Below are 17,604 nucleotides of genomic sequence, written 5' to 3' on the forward strand. Positions count from 1 at the left end.
AGTTTTGTCTTGGTATTATTGGCCGATCAGACCTGTTCCGTCTGCTGTAGTTTTTGACGCATTCTTGATCTATTGGTAACTCATGAACCCCATCGTAATAAATAGGCTACAGCGGAAGCTGGGCTACACTTTTCAACAGCAGGAGCTCTTGCTGCAAGCACTGACTCATCGTAGCGCCAGTAGCAAACATAACGAGCGTTTGGAGTTCCTGGGTGACTCTATATTAAGTTTCGTTATTGCCAATGAGTTGTACCGCCGTTTCCCTCGTGTTGATGAAGGGGATATGAGTCGGATGCGAGCAACCTTGGTTAGAGGTAATACGCTAGCCGAAATGGCCCGTGAGTTTGACCTCGGTGAATGTTTACGCCTTGGGCCGGGTGAATTGAAAAGTGGTGGTTTCCGCCGTGAATCAATTTTGGCAGATACAGTCGAAGCGTTAATCGGCGGTATATTCTTAGACAGCGATATTCATACGATTGAACGGCTGATTCTCGCCTGGTATCACAGTCGATTAGAAGAAATCAGCCCTGGTGATAAGCAGAAAGATCCAAAAACGCGCCTGCAAGAATATTTACAGGGCCGTCATCTGCCATTACCTTCTTATCTGGTTGTGCAGGTTCGTGGTGAAGCACATGATCAGGAATTTACTATCCACTGCCAGGTGAGTGGCTTGAATGAACCGGTAATAGGTACCGGCTCAAGTCGCCGTAAAGCTGAGCAGGCGGCAGCGGAACAAGCGCTGAAACAGTTGGAGCTTGAATGAGCGAAGTAGAAAAAACGTATTGTGGTTTTATTGCGATTGTAGGTCGCCCGAATGTGGGTAAATCTACCTTACTGAATGAATTGCTGGGGCAGAAAATCTCCATCACTTCACGTAAACCGCAAACCACACGTCACCGTATTATGGGGATCCACACTGAAGGGCCTTATCAGGCCATTTATGTTGATACCCCAGGGCTGCATATTGAAGAAAAACGTGCGATTAACCGCTTAATGAATCGCGCGGCAAGTAGCTCTATCGGTGATGTAGAATTAGTTATTTTTGTGGTTGAAGGGACGAACTGGACTGCTGACGATGAAATGGTCGTTAATAAACTGCGCAGTTTGCAATGCCCGGTATTATTAGCCATCAACAAAGTCGATAACGTAACAGATAAAACTAAGCTGTTGCCTCATATCCAGTTCTTAAGCCAGCAGATGAATTTCTTGGATGTTGTTCCTATTTCTGCTGAAAAAGGGATGAATGTGGACACTATCGCCAGCATCGTGCGCAAGCATATGCCGGAAGCTGACCATCATTTCCCGGAAGATTACATCACTGACCGTTCTCAGCGCTTTATGGCGTCAGAGATCATTCGTGAGAAGTTGATGCGCTTCCTGGGTGAGGAATTGCCTTACTCTGTGACAGTGGAAATTGAACAGTTCGTACCAAATGAGCGCGGTGGTTATAACATCCATGGTCTGATTTTGGTGGAACGCGAAGGCCAGAAGAAAATGGTCATCGGCAATAAAGGTTCAAAAATCAAAACCATCGGTATCGAAGCCCGTCAGGACATGGAACAAATGTTCGAAGCTAAAGTGCATCTAGAGCTGTGGGTGAAAGTGAAATCTGGCTGGGCAGATGATGAACGAGCATTGCGCAGCTTAGGCTATACCGACGATCTGAAATAAGACCCGCCGATGGAAGGTTGGCAACGCGCATTTGTCCTGCATGGGCGACCTTACAGTGAAACCAGCTTAATGCTGGATTTGTTCACTGAAGGGGAAGGCCGCATGCGGGTGTTGGCAAAAGGTGCGCGTGGTCGCCGTTCCAACCTAAAAGGCTGCTTGCAGCCTTTTACACCCTTACTGGTTCGTTGGACTGGGCGTGGCGAAGTCAAAACATTACGTAGTGCCGAGCCGGTTTCATTGGCTCTCCCATTGACCGGCTCAATGTTGTACAGCGGCCTATATGTTAACGAGCTGCTCTCGCGCGTACTCGAACATCAAACCAATTACTCTGCGTTATTCTTCGACTATCTGCATTGCTTACAATCACTCGCGGGCAGCGATGGCTCACCTGAATATGCTTTACGCCAATTTGAATTGGCGATTCTGGCTCACCTTGGCTATGGCGTTGACTTCCTCCATTGCGCGGGTAGTGGTCAACCGGTGTCAGACACCATGACCTACCGCTATCGTGAAGAGAAAGGGTTTATTGCCAGTTTGGTTGTTGATCACTACAGTTTTACCGGCCGCCAATTATTGGCTCTGGCTAATCGTGAGTTTCCCGATGCAGACACGTTGCGTGCCGCCAAGCGTTTTACCCGCATTGCTCTAAAGCCCTATCTGGGGGGAAAACCACTCAAAAGTCGTGAACTATTCCGCCAATTTGTGATTAAACCGCCATCTGAACCCTTACCCTAGTACCGACAGCTCGATTGTTTACACTGCTCATCATCAATTTTCCCTTGCTGTAGCCTATCCGCTGGCCGCCTACTCGGTGTAAACTGCCAGGCACTTACACGTTTATTGGCAAGCATTTTTGCATGCTCATTAACCTATTAAAGATGCATCCATATCTGGAGGGCTGTCATGGCTGATTTGTTGCTGGGCGTTAATATTGATCACATTGCGACATTACGAAATGCACGTGGGACCATTTATCCCGATCCTGTGCAGGCAGCTTTTATTGCTGAGCAAGCGGGTGCTGACGGCATCACTGTCCATTTACGTGAAGATCGCCGCCATATTACTGATCGGGATGTGCGTATCCTGCGTGAAACCATCCAAACCCGCATGAATCTGGAAATGGCCGTCACCGATGAAATGGTGGGTATTGCTTGTGAGATAAACCCTCACTTTTGCTGTTTAGTGCCAGAAAAACGCCAGGAAGTGACTACCGAAGGCGGGCTGGATGTTGCAGATCAAATTGATAAAATGACTGTTGCGGTCAGTCGCCTATCTGAGGCCGGTATTCTGGTTTCACTGTTTATCGATGCCGATATGCGCCAAATTGATGCTGCTGTTGCGGTCGGGGCTCCTTACATTGAAATCCACACTGGCGCTTATGCTGATGCTACTTCAGATTTGGCTCGGCAGGCTGAGCTGGCACGGATCGCTAAAGCGGCGACCTATGCTGCCAGCAAAGGGTTAAAAGTTAACGCAGGTCACGGCCTGACTTATCACAATGTCCAACCCATAGCCGCCTTGCCGGAAATGCATGAGCTAAATATTGGCCATGCAATCATTGGTCAGGCAGTTATGTCGGGCCTTGCTGCTGCGGTAACCGATATGAAAGTCTTGATGCGGGAAGCGCGTCGTTAATGGCTATTATTGGGCTAGGCACTGATATTGTTGAGATTTCACGGATAGAGGCGGTGGTTGAACGCAGTGGTGAAAAGCTGGCCCGGCGCATCCTTAGCCCTGCAGAATGGCAACATTATCAGCAGCACCAACAGCCAATTCGTTTTTTAGCCAAGCGTTTTGCCGTTAAAGAGGCGGCCGCTAAAGCATTTGGTACCGGTATCCGTAATGGTTTGGCATTTAACCAGTTTGAAGTGGTCAACGATGCATTAGGCAAACCAACGCTACGTTTACATCAACGAGCGGCAGAGTTGGCGACCGAGCTCGGTGTCAAATCTTTGCATGTGACTCTGGCTGATGAGCGGCGTTATGCCTGTGCGACTGTGATTATTGAAAACTAAAAGCTTTCTGTGGTTGCCAGAGCATGGCTAATCGATCTTAAGGGGTGGCATGAAAATGCCGCTCCTTTTTGTTGCCCATTCTATTTGCTTGTAGGTTATGACTCTCATATTCCCTCCATTTTCCATCCGAAAGCTGCGCGCTTTATACCCCATCTGCGTGTGAAAATTCTCCAGAATAAATCTTAATTTTGCGATCTGCCCGACAAGTTGGTTAACCAATGCTTCATTTGGTCAGCCAATTGGTGGTACTTGTAATACCAAATTGCTGGGTATGATGAACAATTAGTCCGCATAAGTACGGCTTTTGACAGAAAAGTTCAGTGTTAAGGCAATTTTATAGTCACAAAAAATCACTAAATTTGGCCTGACCAATATAACAACAGTGATATTAGAAAAATTTAATGTTTAACAACTGGGGAAAGTAAAAGATGGAATGGATTAATATCCTATGGGTGGTATTGGGTATTGGCTTAATGCTAGTGCTGAATATACGCTATCAGATTAACTCAATGATTGCATTGCTGTTGGCGGCTCTGCTAGTGGGTACTCTCGCCGGGATGGACTTGCTCAAACTTCTGCATACTATTAAAGCGGGGTTTGGCGGGACACTCGGTGAACTGGCGATAATCGTCGTATTTGGTGCGGTGATCGGCAAACTCATGGTCGACTCTGGTGCTGCCCATCAGATAGCTCAGACGCTATTGCGTCGGTTCGGGCTTAAGTATGTTGAATTTGCTGTCATTATCATCGGCCTTATCTTTGGTCTGGCGATGTTCTATGAAGTTGCCTTTATCATTTTGGCGCCATTGATCATTGCTATTGCGGTTGAAGCTAAGATCCCATTCCTTAAGCTGGCGATCCCGGCAGTGGCTGCGGCGACCACCGCGCACTCCCTTTTCCCACCACAGCCAGGACCAGTTGCATTGGTTAGTGCGTATGGTGCTGATATGGGCATGGTTTATATCTATGGCGTTCTGGTTGCCATCCCTTCAGTGATTTGCGCCGGGCTGATTTTACCCAAATTCCTTGGTAATCTGGAACGACCAGTGCCAACCTTCCTGAAAGCTGAGAACCCGCTGGATGAGAACAACTTGCCGTCGTTCAGCACCTCGATACTGGTGCCATTAATCCCTGCTTTTATTATGATTTTTACCACCATTGCCAATATTTGGCTGGTGAAAGGGACGACGTCATACACCATTCTGAACTTCCTCGGTTCATCGCCTATTGCCATGTTTATCGCCATGCTGGTTGCCTTTGTCCTGTTTGGCACCGGGCGTGGTCATAAGATGGAATGGGTCATGCATTCATTTGAGGGGGCGGTAAAAGGCATTGCGATGGTCATCTTGATCATTGGTGCAGGTGGTGCGCTCAAGCAGGTCATCATTGATACCGGCATTGGCGATACCATTGGCATGTTGATGTCGGCTGGCGGTGTGTCACCTTATATCATGGCCTGGCTGATTACTGTGCTTATTCGCCTGTCAACCGGGCAAGGCGTGGTATCAGCAATGACAGCTGCGGGTATTATTGGTGCAGCAGTTATGGACCCTGTGACACATACCATTACCTCGGTTGATCCGGCGCTGTTGGTGCTGGCAACGGCGGCAGGCTCCAATACCTTTACCCATATTAATGATGCTTCATTCTGGTTGTTTAAAGGGTATTTCGACTTGTCTATTAAAGACACGCTGAAGACCTGGGGCTTGCTTGAGTTGACTAACTCAGTGGTGGGCCTGGCAATGGTATTGCTGATTAGCCTGTTTGTTTAATGTGGATTTGAGTTGATTATATTATCAGTGCCTCAGTGGAGGCGCTGATAATTCAGCCATAAAAATCAGAGACGATCGGCGTGATGTAATTGGACAAATTTGTCCCACAGCTGTTCGTTAGTTTCCACCCAAGCGGGATCGATAGAAATCGTATTATCAATAGGGCAGACCAACTGGCAGGTTGGGGTTTCGTAATGACCGACGCATTCTGTACAGCGCATAGGGTCAATTTGATAGATTTCTGCACCCATAGAAATTGCCTCGTTAGGGCATTCCGGCTCGCACATGTCGCAATTAATACATTTACGAGTGATTAACAGGGCCATGGTTCCTCTTACCTTAGGTCGGGTATTCTTAACAGCGGGGGATTATACCCCTCTGGCATCCTTAGACCAGTTTTTTCACCAGCGCGGCACTGTGCTTAATATGATCCTGCGCACTTTCAAGGTCTTGCTGGATCATTGCCATAAATAGCAGATCAGTCAGCGCGTATTGTGCAGTGCTCGATGAAATGGCTGCGCTGCGTATGGCTGGTTCTTCTGAGATAGTGTACAAACAATGATCAGCCCGTTGCTGCAAACTATTCGGGGTAAAACTGGTCAACGCCAACACTTTGGCACCACATCGTTGTGCTTCTTCAGCCGCCAAATTAATCTCACGGCGCTCACCGCTGAAGGAAATAGCCAAAAGTAGATCTCGCGAATCCAAAGCCTGCACCGCCGCTAATTGTGCATGCATATCTGTTTCGGATACCGCCATAACGCCTATCTTTAATAGCTTATAAGCAAGGTCTTTCGCCACTAAACCAGAGGCACCCAAGCCCGTCAAAATAACGCGGCGCGCTGAGCGCAACATGTCTAATGCATCAGTTAGACGTTGCTCGCTATTGATATCCAACGTCGCTCGCAGTGCGGCAGCTTTTTCCGCCAATAACTTTTCGCCCACTGTTTTTAAACTGTCGGTACTTAAAATTTGATTATGAAGAGTGACGGCTTGCTCGGGAGCAGCCACAATCTCACTCAAGGCTTGTTTAAGTGCCGGGAAGCCTTTATAGCCTAATTTTTGTGCGAACTTTACTACCGCAGATTGGCTAACGCCGGTTTGCTGTGCCAGTTTTTGAGAACTGAGATGGCGTGCCTGCTCAGGATTGGTCAGCAAGAAATCAGCTAACTTACGATCATTTTGTGCCAGCGTTGGATAGAGCTGACGAATGCGAAGAAGACTACTCATAAATCAGTTCCTGAATATGGGAGGTTATTCTGCCAGGTTGGTTAATAATACCCATAAATAATAAAATCAAAGGGCCAAGTGAGGGAGCATAGCACCCTTTTTTTGTGAGAGTCCGGTGAATGGGACAAGAAAACAGTCACTTTTATACATTTTTAGTTACAACGAAATCATCATGAATAGAAAATCTAATGAGGAAAAATCATGAACTTGGGTGCTTTGATTTCTGAAAGTCGCAATCCAGCCACGATGGATCTGGATACGCTCTCCACATTGGAGATGTTGACCCGTATTAATGATGAAGACAGGAAAGTACCCGAGGCGATTCGTTTGGTGATTCCACAAATTGCGCAGGCGGTAGATTTAGCAGCTAAAGCCTTACGGGACGGGGGCCGGTTGATCTATCTTGGCGCGGGTACTAGTGGGCGGCTTGGTGTTCTGGATGCCTCGGAATGCCCGCCGACCTTCGGTGTTCCTCATGGTAGGATTATCGGCTTAATTGCCGGTGGTCCAGGTGCATTACTCAAAGCGGTGGAAGGTGCTGAAGATGATGCATCACTCGGCGAGCGGGATTTGCGAGATTTGCAGTTGACCGCAACCGATATGGTGGTTGGGCTAGCCGCTTCTGGCCGTACCCCCTATGTTATTGGTGCACTGCGTTTTGCCCGCCAACTCGGATGCCCCACTGCGGCTATTTCCTGTAATCCTGATTCTCCTATCGCGCAAGAAGCACTGGTCGCGATTTCGCCTGTTGTTGGGCCAGAAGCGCTTACTGGTTCTACTCGGATGAAGTCGGGTACGGCGCAAAAATTAGTCTTGAATATGTTATCTACTGGCGCGATGGTGAAGTTAGGCAAGGTTTATCAAAACCTGATGGTGGATGTAAAAGCCACTAACGTGAAATTAGTCGATCGCGCCTGCCGCATAGTGGTTGAAGCCACCGGAGCCAGCCGTGCCGAGGCTGAAAATGCCTTGTCGCAAACTGAATTTGAGGTCAAGCCGGCGATATTGATGATCCTAAAAGGGGTCAGCGCCGAGCAAGCGCGTTTGGACCTACAACAACATAATGGATATTTGCGGGCAGCATTGTAAGGTGAGTTATCACTGGCCTTCAGCTGCCAATACAATGATATTGTATTGCGTCGATATTATATTGAATCGTAATGGCAGATTTTAATTGATTAAATTTATGGGATTTCAATGACCAAGGTTTCAAATGCAGAACCGGCAAGCACAGCCGCCGAGCCACAATCGGCAAGTGCCAAACGTGTTGTCTTCTTTGATTTAGATGGCACTTTGCATCAGCAAGATATGTTTGGCAGTTTTTTGCGTTTTCTGCTGCGCCATCTGCCACTGAATCTATTGTTGGTTATCCCATTATTACCCGTTATTGGCTTGGGTTTGTTGGTCGGTGGGCGCTGTGCGCGCTGGCCAATGAGTTTGCTGTTGTGGGCGATCACTTTTGGTCGAAGCGAAGCGCATCTGAGGGATTTGGAATTGCGCTTTGTAAATGAATTTCGTCAAAAAGTTACTGAATTCCCGGTGGTGATGATGCGCTTGCGTCAATATCTGGAGAGTACTGATGCCCAGGTGTGGCTTATCACTGGCTCACCACAACGGCTGGTTGAGCAGGTTTATTACGATTCAGACTTTATTCATCATTTACGGCTGGTGGGAAGCCGTATGGCGCGGCGTAATGGCGGCTGGGTGTTACCACTGCGCTGCTTAGGGCCAGAAAAAGTGGTGCAATTAGAGCAGCGCTTAGGGGTTCCGCTGAAACTCCACAGCGGTTACAGCGACAGTAAGCAAGATAATCCGCTGCTACATTTTTGTGAACACCGCTGGCGAGTCAGTAAAACCGGCGAATTACAGCAGTTGGATTAAACCACCGTGGGTGTCAAAGCCCACTGACGTTATTCGCCGCATCTTACTAGTGAGTCACATCATTTTCGTGGTGACCAAGCCGCCAGACCCGCTCAGCGTGCCGGCCCAGTAGCCACAAGCTGATGCCGAGTAACAGGAAGAAAATTGTTTTCGGCATGGTATCCCAGAAGAATTCAAAGAAACGGGTATACAAGTTGATGGCCAAAAATGTCAGGCCAAAACCGCGTAGCATTGCATCATCGCGTTTTAGCCCTAGCCAGATGGCTGCCGCCGCCGCGAGTGCAAACAAAAGGCTCCAGTGCATTAGCTCAATTTGGCGTACTTGATACCAATGGTCGATATCACCGTAATTACCAAAAATAGACAGTAGCCACAGGGCAATAAACAGATAAAGCAGCCCCATTGCCTGCGAAACCCGATCCAGCCGACGTGCAGCCAGTTGCGGTTGTAGTGTCAATGCACTGGCGCAAAGCAGCAAGCCAAAGGCGATAAAGCGAACGGGGTAGCTCATTCCCAACCAGTATGCGCCCCAACCGGACAGATAACCGGTTTCTGCGCCAAATGCATTCCCCAGTGACAGTAGAGCAAACAGCCACACCAGTGCTGAGCGGCCAAACCAGCCAACCACCCCGTAAATCACCGTGCCAAGCAACAATAATACCGAGATGCGGCCACTGCCGTTATCCAGCCATTCGCCAAGCTGACCGATAGCCGCAGCGGTAAAAATGACACCGAGGAACAGCACGGCCTCGTTGCTATAGATTTTACTGGGATCTTGTCGGCGTCGGTAAAAACCCCAGCCGTAAAAGGTCGCTGCTAATATGCCCGTAACGACGACTCGAACCGGGGGATCAAAACGGAAAAATTGGCTAATCCAGGCGAGCAGGAAAGTGTCAGCCATCAGGCTACCAATGGCGATGACCAGTGATGCCAGTGCCGCAAGGAAGGCGTAACCTGCCAACCTGCGCCAGTCAAAAGGTTGAACATCAATATTTTCCAACAAACGCTGATGTTCTTCTTCAGGAATAACTCCTTCTTTGGCCCATCCATCAAGGGTTTTGCGCACAATTACTGCGCTCTTCTTGTTGAGCTTCATATTTTTGGCTTCCATATCGAGTTACTAGTTATTTACATCAGGAATGATTCCTGCCTTGTCGAAACATTAACCGAACATTATTCATTGAGCTACTTTATAGTGAATTTAGTGGGTATAGCAGCTGCCGATTGCTGTGTATAATGCACGCCGCAAAAGTGCCAGAGAGGTTAATGTGTCTACTGATAATGATTTGTCTTCTGAATGTGATTCGCCAGCGGAATACAGTGATGAATACTGGATGCAGCGAGCATTGGCATTAGCGCTACGTGCGCAAGCAGAAGGTGAAGTTCCGGTGGGCGCAATATTGGTGCTGGATAATCAGGTGATTGGTGAAGGCTGGAACCGGCCGATTCGTGATAACGACCCTACTGCTCATGCTGAAATCATGGCGCTGCGTCAGGGGGGGCAAATCGTGCAGAATTATCGCCTGATAGATGCCACTTTATATGTCACTCTGGAGCCGTGTGTGATGTGCGCCGGAGCGATGGTACACAGCAGGATCCGCCGGTTAGTGTATGGCGCGAATGATTTGAAAACCGGCGCAGCAGGATCACTGGTCGATATTTTGCGCCACCCAGGAATGAATCATCAGATAGAGATAACTGCGGGTGTGTTGGCCGACGCCTGTGCTCACCAATTGAGCGCGTTTTTTCGCCTGCGGCGCGAACAGCAAAAAGCACTGAAACTCACCATGCGCGAATCAAATGATAAATGAGTTTTGAAACTCAGAGGTTAATGACAAACAGCCCGCAGTGGTGAAAACAGGCAGATCGTAAAGACGCCGTAAAATCATCCCTGATGGCTCGACCCGCGCCGTCCCTGGCGCGGACGCTTTACTCTTCTACCTGTCCTCACCAGCCAAGATCGAGTGCTCGAGGTTTTTCAGCAGCGGGTAATTTCTTAAACTCTCTAATTATTGATTGACCAGCCGGGACCAACCACTGGGTAAGCCTTACCCAACTCGGCTTCAATCGCGGCGTGCTGCGCAGCTTTTTTCTCTTTTTCCTGCAAATAACCCACCAGACTGACCTGATAGCGACGGATGTTTTCGACGTAGTTATAAGCTTCGTGACCGCGAGCATAGCCATAAGTAGTGCTTGGGTAGTAGCGCTTTTGGCTCAACATCGGTAGCCGCATTTTTACGTCAACCCAACTGTCCGGATTGCCATTCTGGTTTTTGGTCAACTTGCGGGCATCGAGCATATGGCCGTAACCCAGATTATATGCCGCCAGTGCGAACCAGATTCGTTCATCTTCGGGAATGGTATCTGGTACCTTTTGCATCAACCGCTGTAAGTAAACCGAGCCGCCTCTAATACTTTCCTCTGGATCAACCCGGTCTTTGACACCCAAACCACTTGCGGTTGCTCGCGTAAGCATCATCAAGCCGCGTACGCCAGTTGGGGAAGTCGCTTGTGGATTCCAATGGGATTCCTGATAAGCGATGGCTGCCAGCAATTTCCAATCAATTTCGCCAGCATGTTTTTCAAATAATGGCCGGAAAGAGGGCAGAACATTGTCGATAGCGGACAGGAATGTTTTCGTGTCGACATAATCAAAACTGCCGACATGACCCAGATATTTTTCCTCCAGGCGCGCCAAACTGCCGTCTTCTACCATCTCACTGTAGAAATCAAGCATCGCCGCATACAGGCTGTCATCATGGCTCTGTTGGAAATACCAAGTCACCGGCTCTTCATCCGTGACATCAAAAGCGACTGCCAATTGTGGATGGATACGTTGCAGCAGAGCAATGGTGACCGAATCGCCAAGGGTATAATCGAGCTTGCCATCAGCGACCTGCTCCAATAACTCTTTTCCTGAGCGATCGACAGACGATCCCCAGTTCAGGTCCGGATATTTGGTCTGTTTAAGCTGTTTTAATGTGGTCATATGGGCTGAGCCGGAGGCCACAATCAGCTGCCCTTTCAGATCGCTGAATGACTTTGGTCGTGGAGAACCCAGCCGGTAGACCAATTGTTGCGACACGGAATAATAGGCAGGGCCGGTGCGCGCCCGGCTAAGACGTTCACTGTTATAAATCAGCCCGGCAGCAATCATATCTGCATCATCACTATCTAAAGTATCAAACAGATCGTTGATATTATGACGAGGGGTCATCACCAGCTTAACCCCCAGATAATCAGCAAAACGTTTTGCCAGTTCATAGTCGAGACCGGAAGGGCCATCCTTTCCGGTGGTGTAGATAAGCGGTGAACTAATGGTGCTAACTCGCAGTTCACCACGGGCTTTTATACGGTCAAGTTGCCCTTCCTGGCCATTACGCCAAGGAATATTGGGCCACAGTGCGAGGGCCAGAAGTAAGGCAACTACACCGATGACAAAGTAATTTAATTTTATGCGCGTCAAATAGTTATCTCTCGGCAGCGCTCTTTATAGATGTGTCGTGAAGCTGAAATCGACATGGTTAAATCCCCAGTGGAGTGGCATTTTGCGCAACAATTCGTCAGTGTGCAACTTTATTGCGAGCTTATTTATTCGGTGTTCATCTTTTAAAGATAACGACACTTTCTGACGCAATTATTAATAATTGCTACGCAAACGGTTTCGTCGGCGACTTAGATTCACTATAATAGCGCGCGTTTTCCCCTGTTTTGCGCCAATGAGTGCTGCGCCCAATGAAGTGCTGTTCCAGTCGCTTCGAAGAGAGAGAAACTTAGATTATGGAAATACTGCGTGGTTCGCCCGCTTTGTCGGCTTTTCGAATTACCAAACTGCTGTCCCGTTGCCAGGATGCTCATCTGCCAGTAGATGATATCTATGCAGAATATGTTCACTTTGCCGATGTTAGCGCCCCATTGAGTGCTGACGAACACGCCAGACTCCAGCGGCTGCTTCAGTATGGGCCATCTCTCCCCGAACATGTGCCAGAAGGGCGTTTACTTCTGGTTACCCCAAGGCCGGGCACTATTTCTCCGTGGTCTTCCAAAGCAACAGATATCGCCCACAATTGTGCATTGCCACAGGTGCTGCGCCTCGAGCGCGGTCTGGCTTTCTATATACAAGGCCCGAATCTGACTGAAACCCAATGGCAACAATTGTCGGCACTGCTGCATGACCGCATGATGGAAACGGTCTTTACAGATTTGCAGCAAGCCGGGCAACTGTTCTCTCACCACCAGCCAGCCCCAGTGCAACGGGTGGATATTCTGGCGCAGGGCCGCAGTGCACTGGAGCAGGCCAATATTAAATTAGGTTTGGCACTGGCTCCGGATGAAATTGATTATCTGCTGGCCGCCTTTACTGGCCTTGGGCGCAACCCGACAGATATCGAGCTGTATATGTTTGCTCAGGCCAACTCTGAGCATTGCCGCCATAAGATTTTTAATGCGGATTGGAAAATTGATGGTGTTGACCAGCCTAAGTCGCTGTTTAAGATGATCAAAAACACCTTTGAACATACACCAGATTACGTGCTGTCTGCTTATAAAGACAATGCCGCAGTGATGGAAGGTTCTCAGGTTGGGCGCTTCTTTGCTGCGCCAGAAAATGGTGTTTATGGCTACCATCAGGAAGAGGCGCACATCCTGATGAAAGTTGAAACCCACAACCACCCGACGGCTATATCGCCATGGCCAGGCGCGGCTACCGGTTCAGGCGGGGAAATCCGTGATGAAGGTGCCACTGGGCGTGGCGCCAAGCCGAAAGCCGGTTTGGTGGGGTTCTCTGTATCTAACTTGCGTATCCCTGGTTTTGAACAGCCGTGGGAAGAGAATTTCGGTAAGCCAGATCGCATAGTGACGGCACTGGACATCATGACCGAAGGCCCATTGGGTGGCGCGGCATTTAATAATGAATTTGGCCGTCCGGCACTGCTGGGTTATTTCCGTACCTATGAAGAGCGCGTGAACAGCCATAACGGCACTGAGTTACGCGGCTACCATAAGCCGATTATGTTAGCGGGCGGGATGGGTAATATCCGCGCGGATCATGTGCAAAAAGGCGAAATTACCGTCGGTGCCAAGTTAGTGGTGCTCGGTGGGCCATCGATGAACATCGGTTTGGGGGGCGGTGCTGCTTCTTCCATGACATCCGGCCAATCTGATGCAGATCTGGATTTTGCTTCGGTACAGCGCGATAACCCGGAAATGGAGCGCCGCTGTCAAGAAGTGATTGATCGCTGCTGGCAGTTGGGTGACCACAACCCAATTCTGTTTATTCATGATGTCGGTGCTGGCGGTTTGTCCAACGCCATGCCGGAGTTGGTGAGCGATGGTGGCCGTGGTGGTCGCTTTGAACTGCGCGATATCCTCAATGACGAGCCGGGTATGAGCCCGTTGGAAGTGTGGTGTAACGAATCCCAGGAGCGCTATGTTCTGGCCGTTGCTCCTGCGCAAATGGCACAATTTGCAGAAATTTGCCGCCGTGAACGTGCGCCATATGCTGTTATCGGTGAAGCCACCGAAGAAAAACATCTGACCCTGAATGACCGCCATTTCGACAATCAGCCGATTGATATGCCGCTGGATGTGCTGTTGGGTAAAACACCGAAAATGCTACGTGATGTCACCCGCCTACAGGCGAAAGGTGAGGCATTGCAACGGGCTGAAATCAGCATCGCTGATGCAGTGAAACGTGTCATGCATTTGCCAACAGTTGCCGAGAAAACCTTCTTGATAACCATTGGTGATCGTACCGTAACCGGCATGGTAACCCGTGATCAGATGGTTGGCCCATGGCAGATTCCGGTAGCTGACTGTGCGGTAACCAGCGCCAGTCTCGACAGTTATTATGGCGAAGCTATGTCACTGGGCGAACGTGCGCCAGTGGCCTTGCTGGATTTCGCCGCCTCTGCCCGTTTGGCCGTCGGCGAAGCCTTGACCAATATTGCGGCGACTCAAATTGGCGAACTTAAGCGCATTAAGTTGTCGGCTAACTGGATGTCCGCAGCTGGCCATCCGGGTGAAGATGCCGGTTTGTATGACGCGGTACGTGCAGTAGGTGAAGAGTTATGTCCTGCACTGGAAATTACCATTCCAGTGGGTAAAGACTCCATGTCGATGAAAACCCGCTGGCAGGAAGGTGGCGAGCAGCGTGAAATGACCTCGCCGCTCTCCTTGGTGATTACGGCTTTCGCGCGTATCGAAGATGTTCGCCACACCGTGACCCCACAGCTGCGCACCGATAAAGGTGACAATGCGCTGCTGCTGATTGATTTGGGCGCGGGCCACAATGCGCTGGGTGCTACGGCGTTGACTCAGGTTTATCGCCAGTTAGGGGACAAACCCGCAGATGTGCGCGATGTGCAACAGCTGGCTGGTTTCTTCAACGCGATGCAGCGTTTAGTCGCTGATCAGGCCTTATTGGCCTATCACGACCGCTCTGACGGTGGCCTGTTAGTGACACTGGCTGAAATGGCTTTTGCTGGCCATTGTGGCGTGCAAGTGGATATTCAATCCTTGGGTGATGATGCGCTGGCTGCCTTGTTTAACGAGGAGTTGGGGGCCGTTATTCAGGTGCGGGCCGAGCAGCGCGCCATGGTGGAAAAAGTGCTGGCAGATCATGGTCTGGCGAATTGTACCCACTATCTGGGCCGCGCCGTTGAGGGTGATGTTTTTGACCTCCGCAGTGGCACTGATGTGGTATACAGCGAAAAACGCAGTACCTTGCGCTTATGGTGGGCGGAAACCACTTGGCAGATGCAGCGGTTACGCGATAACCCAGATTGCGCCGATCAAGAGCACCAAGCTAAACAGGATGAACGCGATCCTGGCTTAAATGTGAAACTGACCTTTGATCCGGCAGAAGATATCGCCGCACCTTACATCATCAAGCAAGTGCGACCAAAAGTGGCGGTGCTACGTGAGCAAGGGGTTAACTCCCACGTGGAGATGGCCGCCGCTTTCCACCGTGCCGGTTTTGATGCGGTTGATGTGCATATGAGCGACTTGCTGGCAGGGCGTACTGATTTGCAATCCTTCCAGACTTTAGTGGCCTGCGGTGGCTTCTCTTACGGTGACGTACTGGGGGCGGGCGAAGGTTGGGCGAAGTCTATTTTGTTCAATGACCGGGTGCGTGATGAGTTTGAAGCATTCTTCCATCGCCCTGAAACACTGGCGTTGGGCGTTTGTAATGGCTGCCAGATGATGTCTAATCTGCGCGAGCTGATTCCGGGCGCTGAGCACTGGCCGCGCTTTGTCCGCAATCTGTCTGATCGTTTTGAAGCACGTTTCAGTCTGGTTGAAGTGACAAACAGCCCATCACTGTTTATGCAGGATATGGCGGGTTCACGGATGCCAATTGCTGTGTCACATGGTGAAGGGCGAGTTGAAGTACGTGATGCCGCGCATCTGGCGACACTGGAGCAAAGCAATTTGGTGGCGTTGCGCTTTGTGAATAACTACGGTGTCGTGACCGAGCAGTATCCGGCTAACCCGAATGGTTCTGCTAACGGCATCACGGCGGTAACCAGTGCTAGCGGGCGGGCTACGGTAATGATGCCGCATCCTGAGCGCGTTTTCCGCACTGTCAGTAACTCATGGCATCCAGAAGAGTGGGGCGAAGATAGCCCGTGGATGCGCATGTTCCGTAATGCGCGTAAGCAATTGGGATAAGCCAATTTGCTTTGAATATAACAGCAGGGGCATTGGATGATGCCCCTGAAGTTAATGACAAAGTACCCGTAACGGTGAGAACAGGCAGGTCGTAAAGACGCCGTAAAATCGTCCCTGATGGCTCGACCCGCGCCATCCCTGGCGTAGACGCTTTACTTTTCTACCTGTCCTCACCTTGCACGATCGAGTTGTTGGGGTTTGTCAGCAGTCTGAGGGGCATCGAATGGTGCCCTTTCTTTTATTAGGCTGTTTTCACTATTATTTAACGATGAGTGGAAAAGTCTTTTTAGCTGATAATTTTTCATTGTTATAAACTTCTACAACCAGATCATAGTAACCGGAGATAATATCCTCCAGGCTCAGATCTATTCTTTTTGAATTATGGTTAATAAATCCAGATGTTTCATAAGAAATTGTGTTTTCATTGTTTATCAAATAAATGTAATAACTGACAAATTCAGGTGAACTAAGAATAAAAGAAATATAACTTTCCTTATTGGTTAAATGATAGTTGTATTGAAAGTCTTCAACCTCAAACTGAGGCGCCGCCGGGCTTTCTTCTTCATTAGTAGAATTTATTTTTTGTATGTTTTTCAGCATATAGTTTGGTGATACTAATAATGTGTTTTTTGCAGCATATATACTTGGGGTATTCATTAGGAGTGCCATCGTTACGGTGATCAATATTTTATTAATTATTTTCATATAAACCTCGATGTCATTTTTTAAGTATCATGGGTTATTGTTTTTTTTTGCATTAAAAATGCAATTTTTTATTTTCTTGTTATAGGGTTTTCCTGCCATCCAGAATGGGGCATTTGTCGTAGTGATAAAATCTCATAATTTATAACGTGATGATAATTTCAACAGTATTACTGCTTAGTGTTGTTGGTAGTGATAAAGACAATGGATAGAAGAATAAAACATCACGATCAACTAATTGATTTTAAATACTTTTATTATTTTGTCGGTAAATTGCGACAATGGCACTTGAGTCTGTCTCAAAAAGGAGACATTTATCTTTTTGATTTATAAGTGTTTTATTTTAACCTGAGACAGGTGTCGGGAAACAGCGACAAAACGTGGTGGAATCACACCATATGATGAGCGTTTATGTAAGAATAAACTGAAGTTAAAATTTATTTTCATTAAATATCAATGTATTAAATTTATTTTTTAAAACTTGGCACGCAAGCTGCACTATCATTTACAGTTGCTCATTCACCTCTTTATGATAGTCCCGCTGTAAAGCGGAATATGCACTTCATAAGCCATCGAATGATGCCTAAGACTGGTACCTATCGTCCACCCAAACCGATATCGTGCGAATGCACATATCAAACATCGGACGACACGTTGAGTGA

15 protein-coding genes are annotated in these 17,604 nt (G+C 48.6%); 10 read left to right on the forward strand and 5 right to left on the reverse strand.

Going from position 1 to position 17,604, the window contains the following annotated elements; translation table 11 throughout:
• The first annotated feature begins 82 nt into the window (after positions 1 to 82).
• From rnc to gntP, 6 genes are all read left to right on the forward strand, one after another.
• Positions 83 to 763 carry a ribonuclease III gene (gene rnc / locus QSV56_RS11315; protein ID WP_005172746.1) on the forward strand — a complete coding sequence of 227 codons (681 nt, stop codon included), beginning with the start codon at positions 83 to 85 and terminating at the stop codon, positions 761 to 763.
• Positions 760 to 1,671 (forward strand): GTPase Era, encoded by a 912-nt coding sequence (era, locus tag QSV56_RS11320; protein WP_005159414.1) that lies wholly within the window; start codon positions 760 to 762, stop codon positions 1,669 to 1,671. Before rnc ends, era begins: the two co-directional genes overlap by 4 nt.
• A gap of 9 nt (positions 1,672 to 1,680) precedes the next feature.
• On the forward strand, positions 1,681 to 2,406 hold the full coding sequence (gene recO / locus QSV56_RS11325) for a DNA repair protein RecO (RefSeq protein ID WP_005172741.1): 726 nt from the start codon (positions 1,681 to 1,683) through the stop codon (positions 2,404 to 2,406).
• 168 nt (positions 2,407 to 2,574) lie between these two features.
• Positions 2,575 to 3,306 (forward strand): pyridoxine 5'-phosphate synthase, encoded by a 732-nt coding sequence (gene pdxJ / locus QSV56_RS11330; protein ID WP_046050411.1) that lies wholly within the window; start codon positions 2,575 to 2,577, stop codon positions 3,304 to 3,306.
• Positions 3,306 to 3,686, forward strand: coding sequence for a holo-ACP synthase (gene acpS, locus QSV56_RS11335; protein ID WP_019081855.1), 381 nt, complete (start codon positions 3,306 to 3,308; stop codon positions 3,684 to 3,686). Before pdxJ ends, acpS begins: the two co-directional genes overlap by 1 nt.
• 428 nt (positions 3,687 to 4,114) lie before the next feature.
• The gene (gene gntP, locus QSV56_RS11340) at positions 4,115 to 5,458 is read left to right on the forward strand and encodes a gluconate permease GntP (protein ID WP_005159420.1); all 1,344 of its coding nucleotides are present in this window, start codon (positions 4,115 to 4,117) and stop codon (positions 5,456 to 5,458) included.
• 65 nt (positions 5,459 to 5,523) lie between these two features.
• On the opposite strand, the gene QSV56_RS11345 is transcribed toward gntP, so the two are convergent.
• Positions 5,524 to 5,784, reverse strand: coding sequence for a YfhL family 4Fe-4S dicluster ferredoxin (locus tag QSV56_RS11345; RefSeq protein WP_025379234.1), 261 nt, complete (start codon positions 5,782 to 5,784; stop codon positions 5,524 to 5,526).
• A gap of 61 nt (positions 5,785 to 5,845) precedes the next feature.
• Positions 5,846 to 6,688: a MurR/RpiR family transcriptional regulator gene (locus QSV56_RS11350; protein ID WP_019081852.1), complete on the reverse strand. Its 843-nt coding sequence runs from the start codon at positions 6,686 to 6,688 to the stop codon at positions 5,846 to 5,848.
• A 201-nt stretch (positions 6,689 to 6,889) separates the two neighbouring features.
• Between QSV56_RS11350 and murQ the strand changes: the two genes are divergently transcribed.
• Together murQ and yfhb are read left to right on the forward strand one after the other, a co-directional pair.
• Complete coding sequence (gene murQ, locus QSV56_RS11355) at positions 6,890 to 7,777, forward strand: N-acetylmuramic acid 6-phosphate etherase (protein ID WP_046050413.1); 888 nt, start codon at positions 6,890 to 6,892, stop codon at positions 7,775 to 7,777.
• Between the two features lie 108 nt (positions 7,778 to 7,885).
• On the forward strand, positions 7,886 to 8,569 hold the full coding sequence (gene yfhb, locus QSV56_RS11360) for a phosphatidylglycerophosphatase C (protein WP_046050414.1): 684 nt from the start codon (positions 7,886 to 7,888) through the stop codon (positions 8,567 to 8,569).
• 46 nt (positions 8,570 to 8,615) lie between these two features.
• Here the strand turns inward: yfhb and QSV56_RS11365 are convergent, their stop codons facing one another.
• Entirely contained in the window at positions 8,616 to 9,665 is a 1,050-nt protein-coding gene (locus QSV56_RS11365) for a DUF2157 domain-containing protein (RefSeq protein ID WP_026018292.1), read from the reverse strand.
• Between the two features lie 133 nt (positions 9,666 to 9,798).
• Between QSV56_RS11365 and tadA the strand changes: the two genes are divergently transcribed.
• Complete coding sequence (gene tadA / locus QSV56_RS11370) at positions 9,799 to 10,380, forward strand: tRNA adenosine(34) deaminase TadA (RefSeq protein ID WP_019083728.1); 582 nt, start codon at positions 9,799 to 9,801, stop codon at positions 10,378 to 10,380.
• Between the two features lie 194 nt (positions 10,381 to 10,574).
• Here tadA and mltF read toward each other — a convergent pair whose 3' ends face one another.
• On the reverse strand, positions 10,575 to 12,035 hold the full coding sequence (gene mltF / locus QSV56_RS11375) for a membrane-bound lytic murein transglycosylase MltF (RefSeq protein ID WP_019081847.1): 1,461 nt from the start codon (positions 12,033 to 12,035) through the stop codon (positions 10,575 to 10,577).
• 314 nt (positions 12,036 to 12,349) lie between these two features.
• Here mltF and purL point away from each other — a divergent pair, with 314 nt between their 5' ends.
• Complete coding sequence (gene purL, locus QSV56_RS11380) at positions 12,350 to 16,240, forward strand: phosphoribosylformylglycinamidine synthase (protein WP_046050416.1); 3,891 nt, start codon at positions 12,350 to 12,352, stop codon at positions 16,238 to 16,240.
• Between the two features lie 258 nt (positions 16,241 to 16,498).
• On the opposite strand, the gene QSV56_RS11385 is transcribed toward purL, so the two are convergent.
• Complete coding sequence (locus tag QSV56_RS11385) at positions 16,499 to 16,897, reverse strand: hypothetical protein (RefSeq protein ID WP_227747467.1); 399 nt, start codon at positions 16,895 to 16,897, stop codon at positions 16,499 to 16,501.
• Positions 16,898 to 17,604 lie beyond the last annotated feature (707 nt).

The sequence above is a fragment of the Yersinia sp. 22-579 genome (assembly GCF_030433455.1).
Taxonomy (GTDB): Bacteria; Pseudomonadota; Gammaproteobacteria; order Enterobacterales; family Enterobacteriaceae; genus Yersinia; species Yersinia enterocolitica.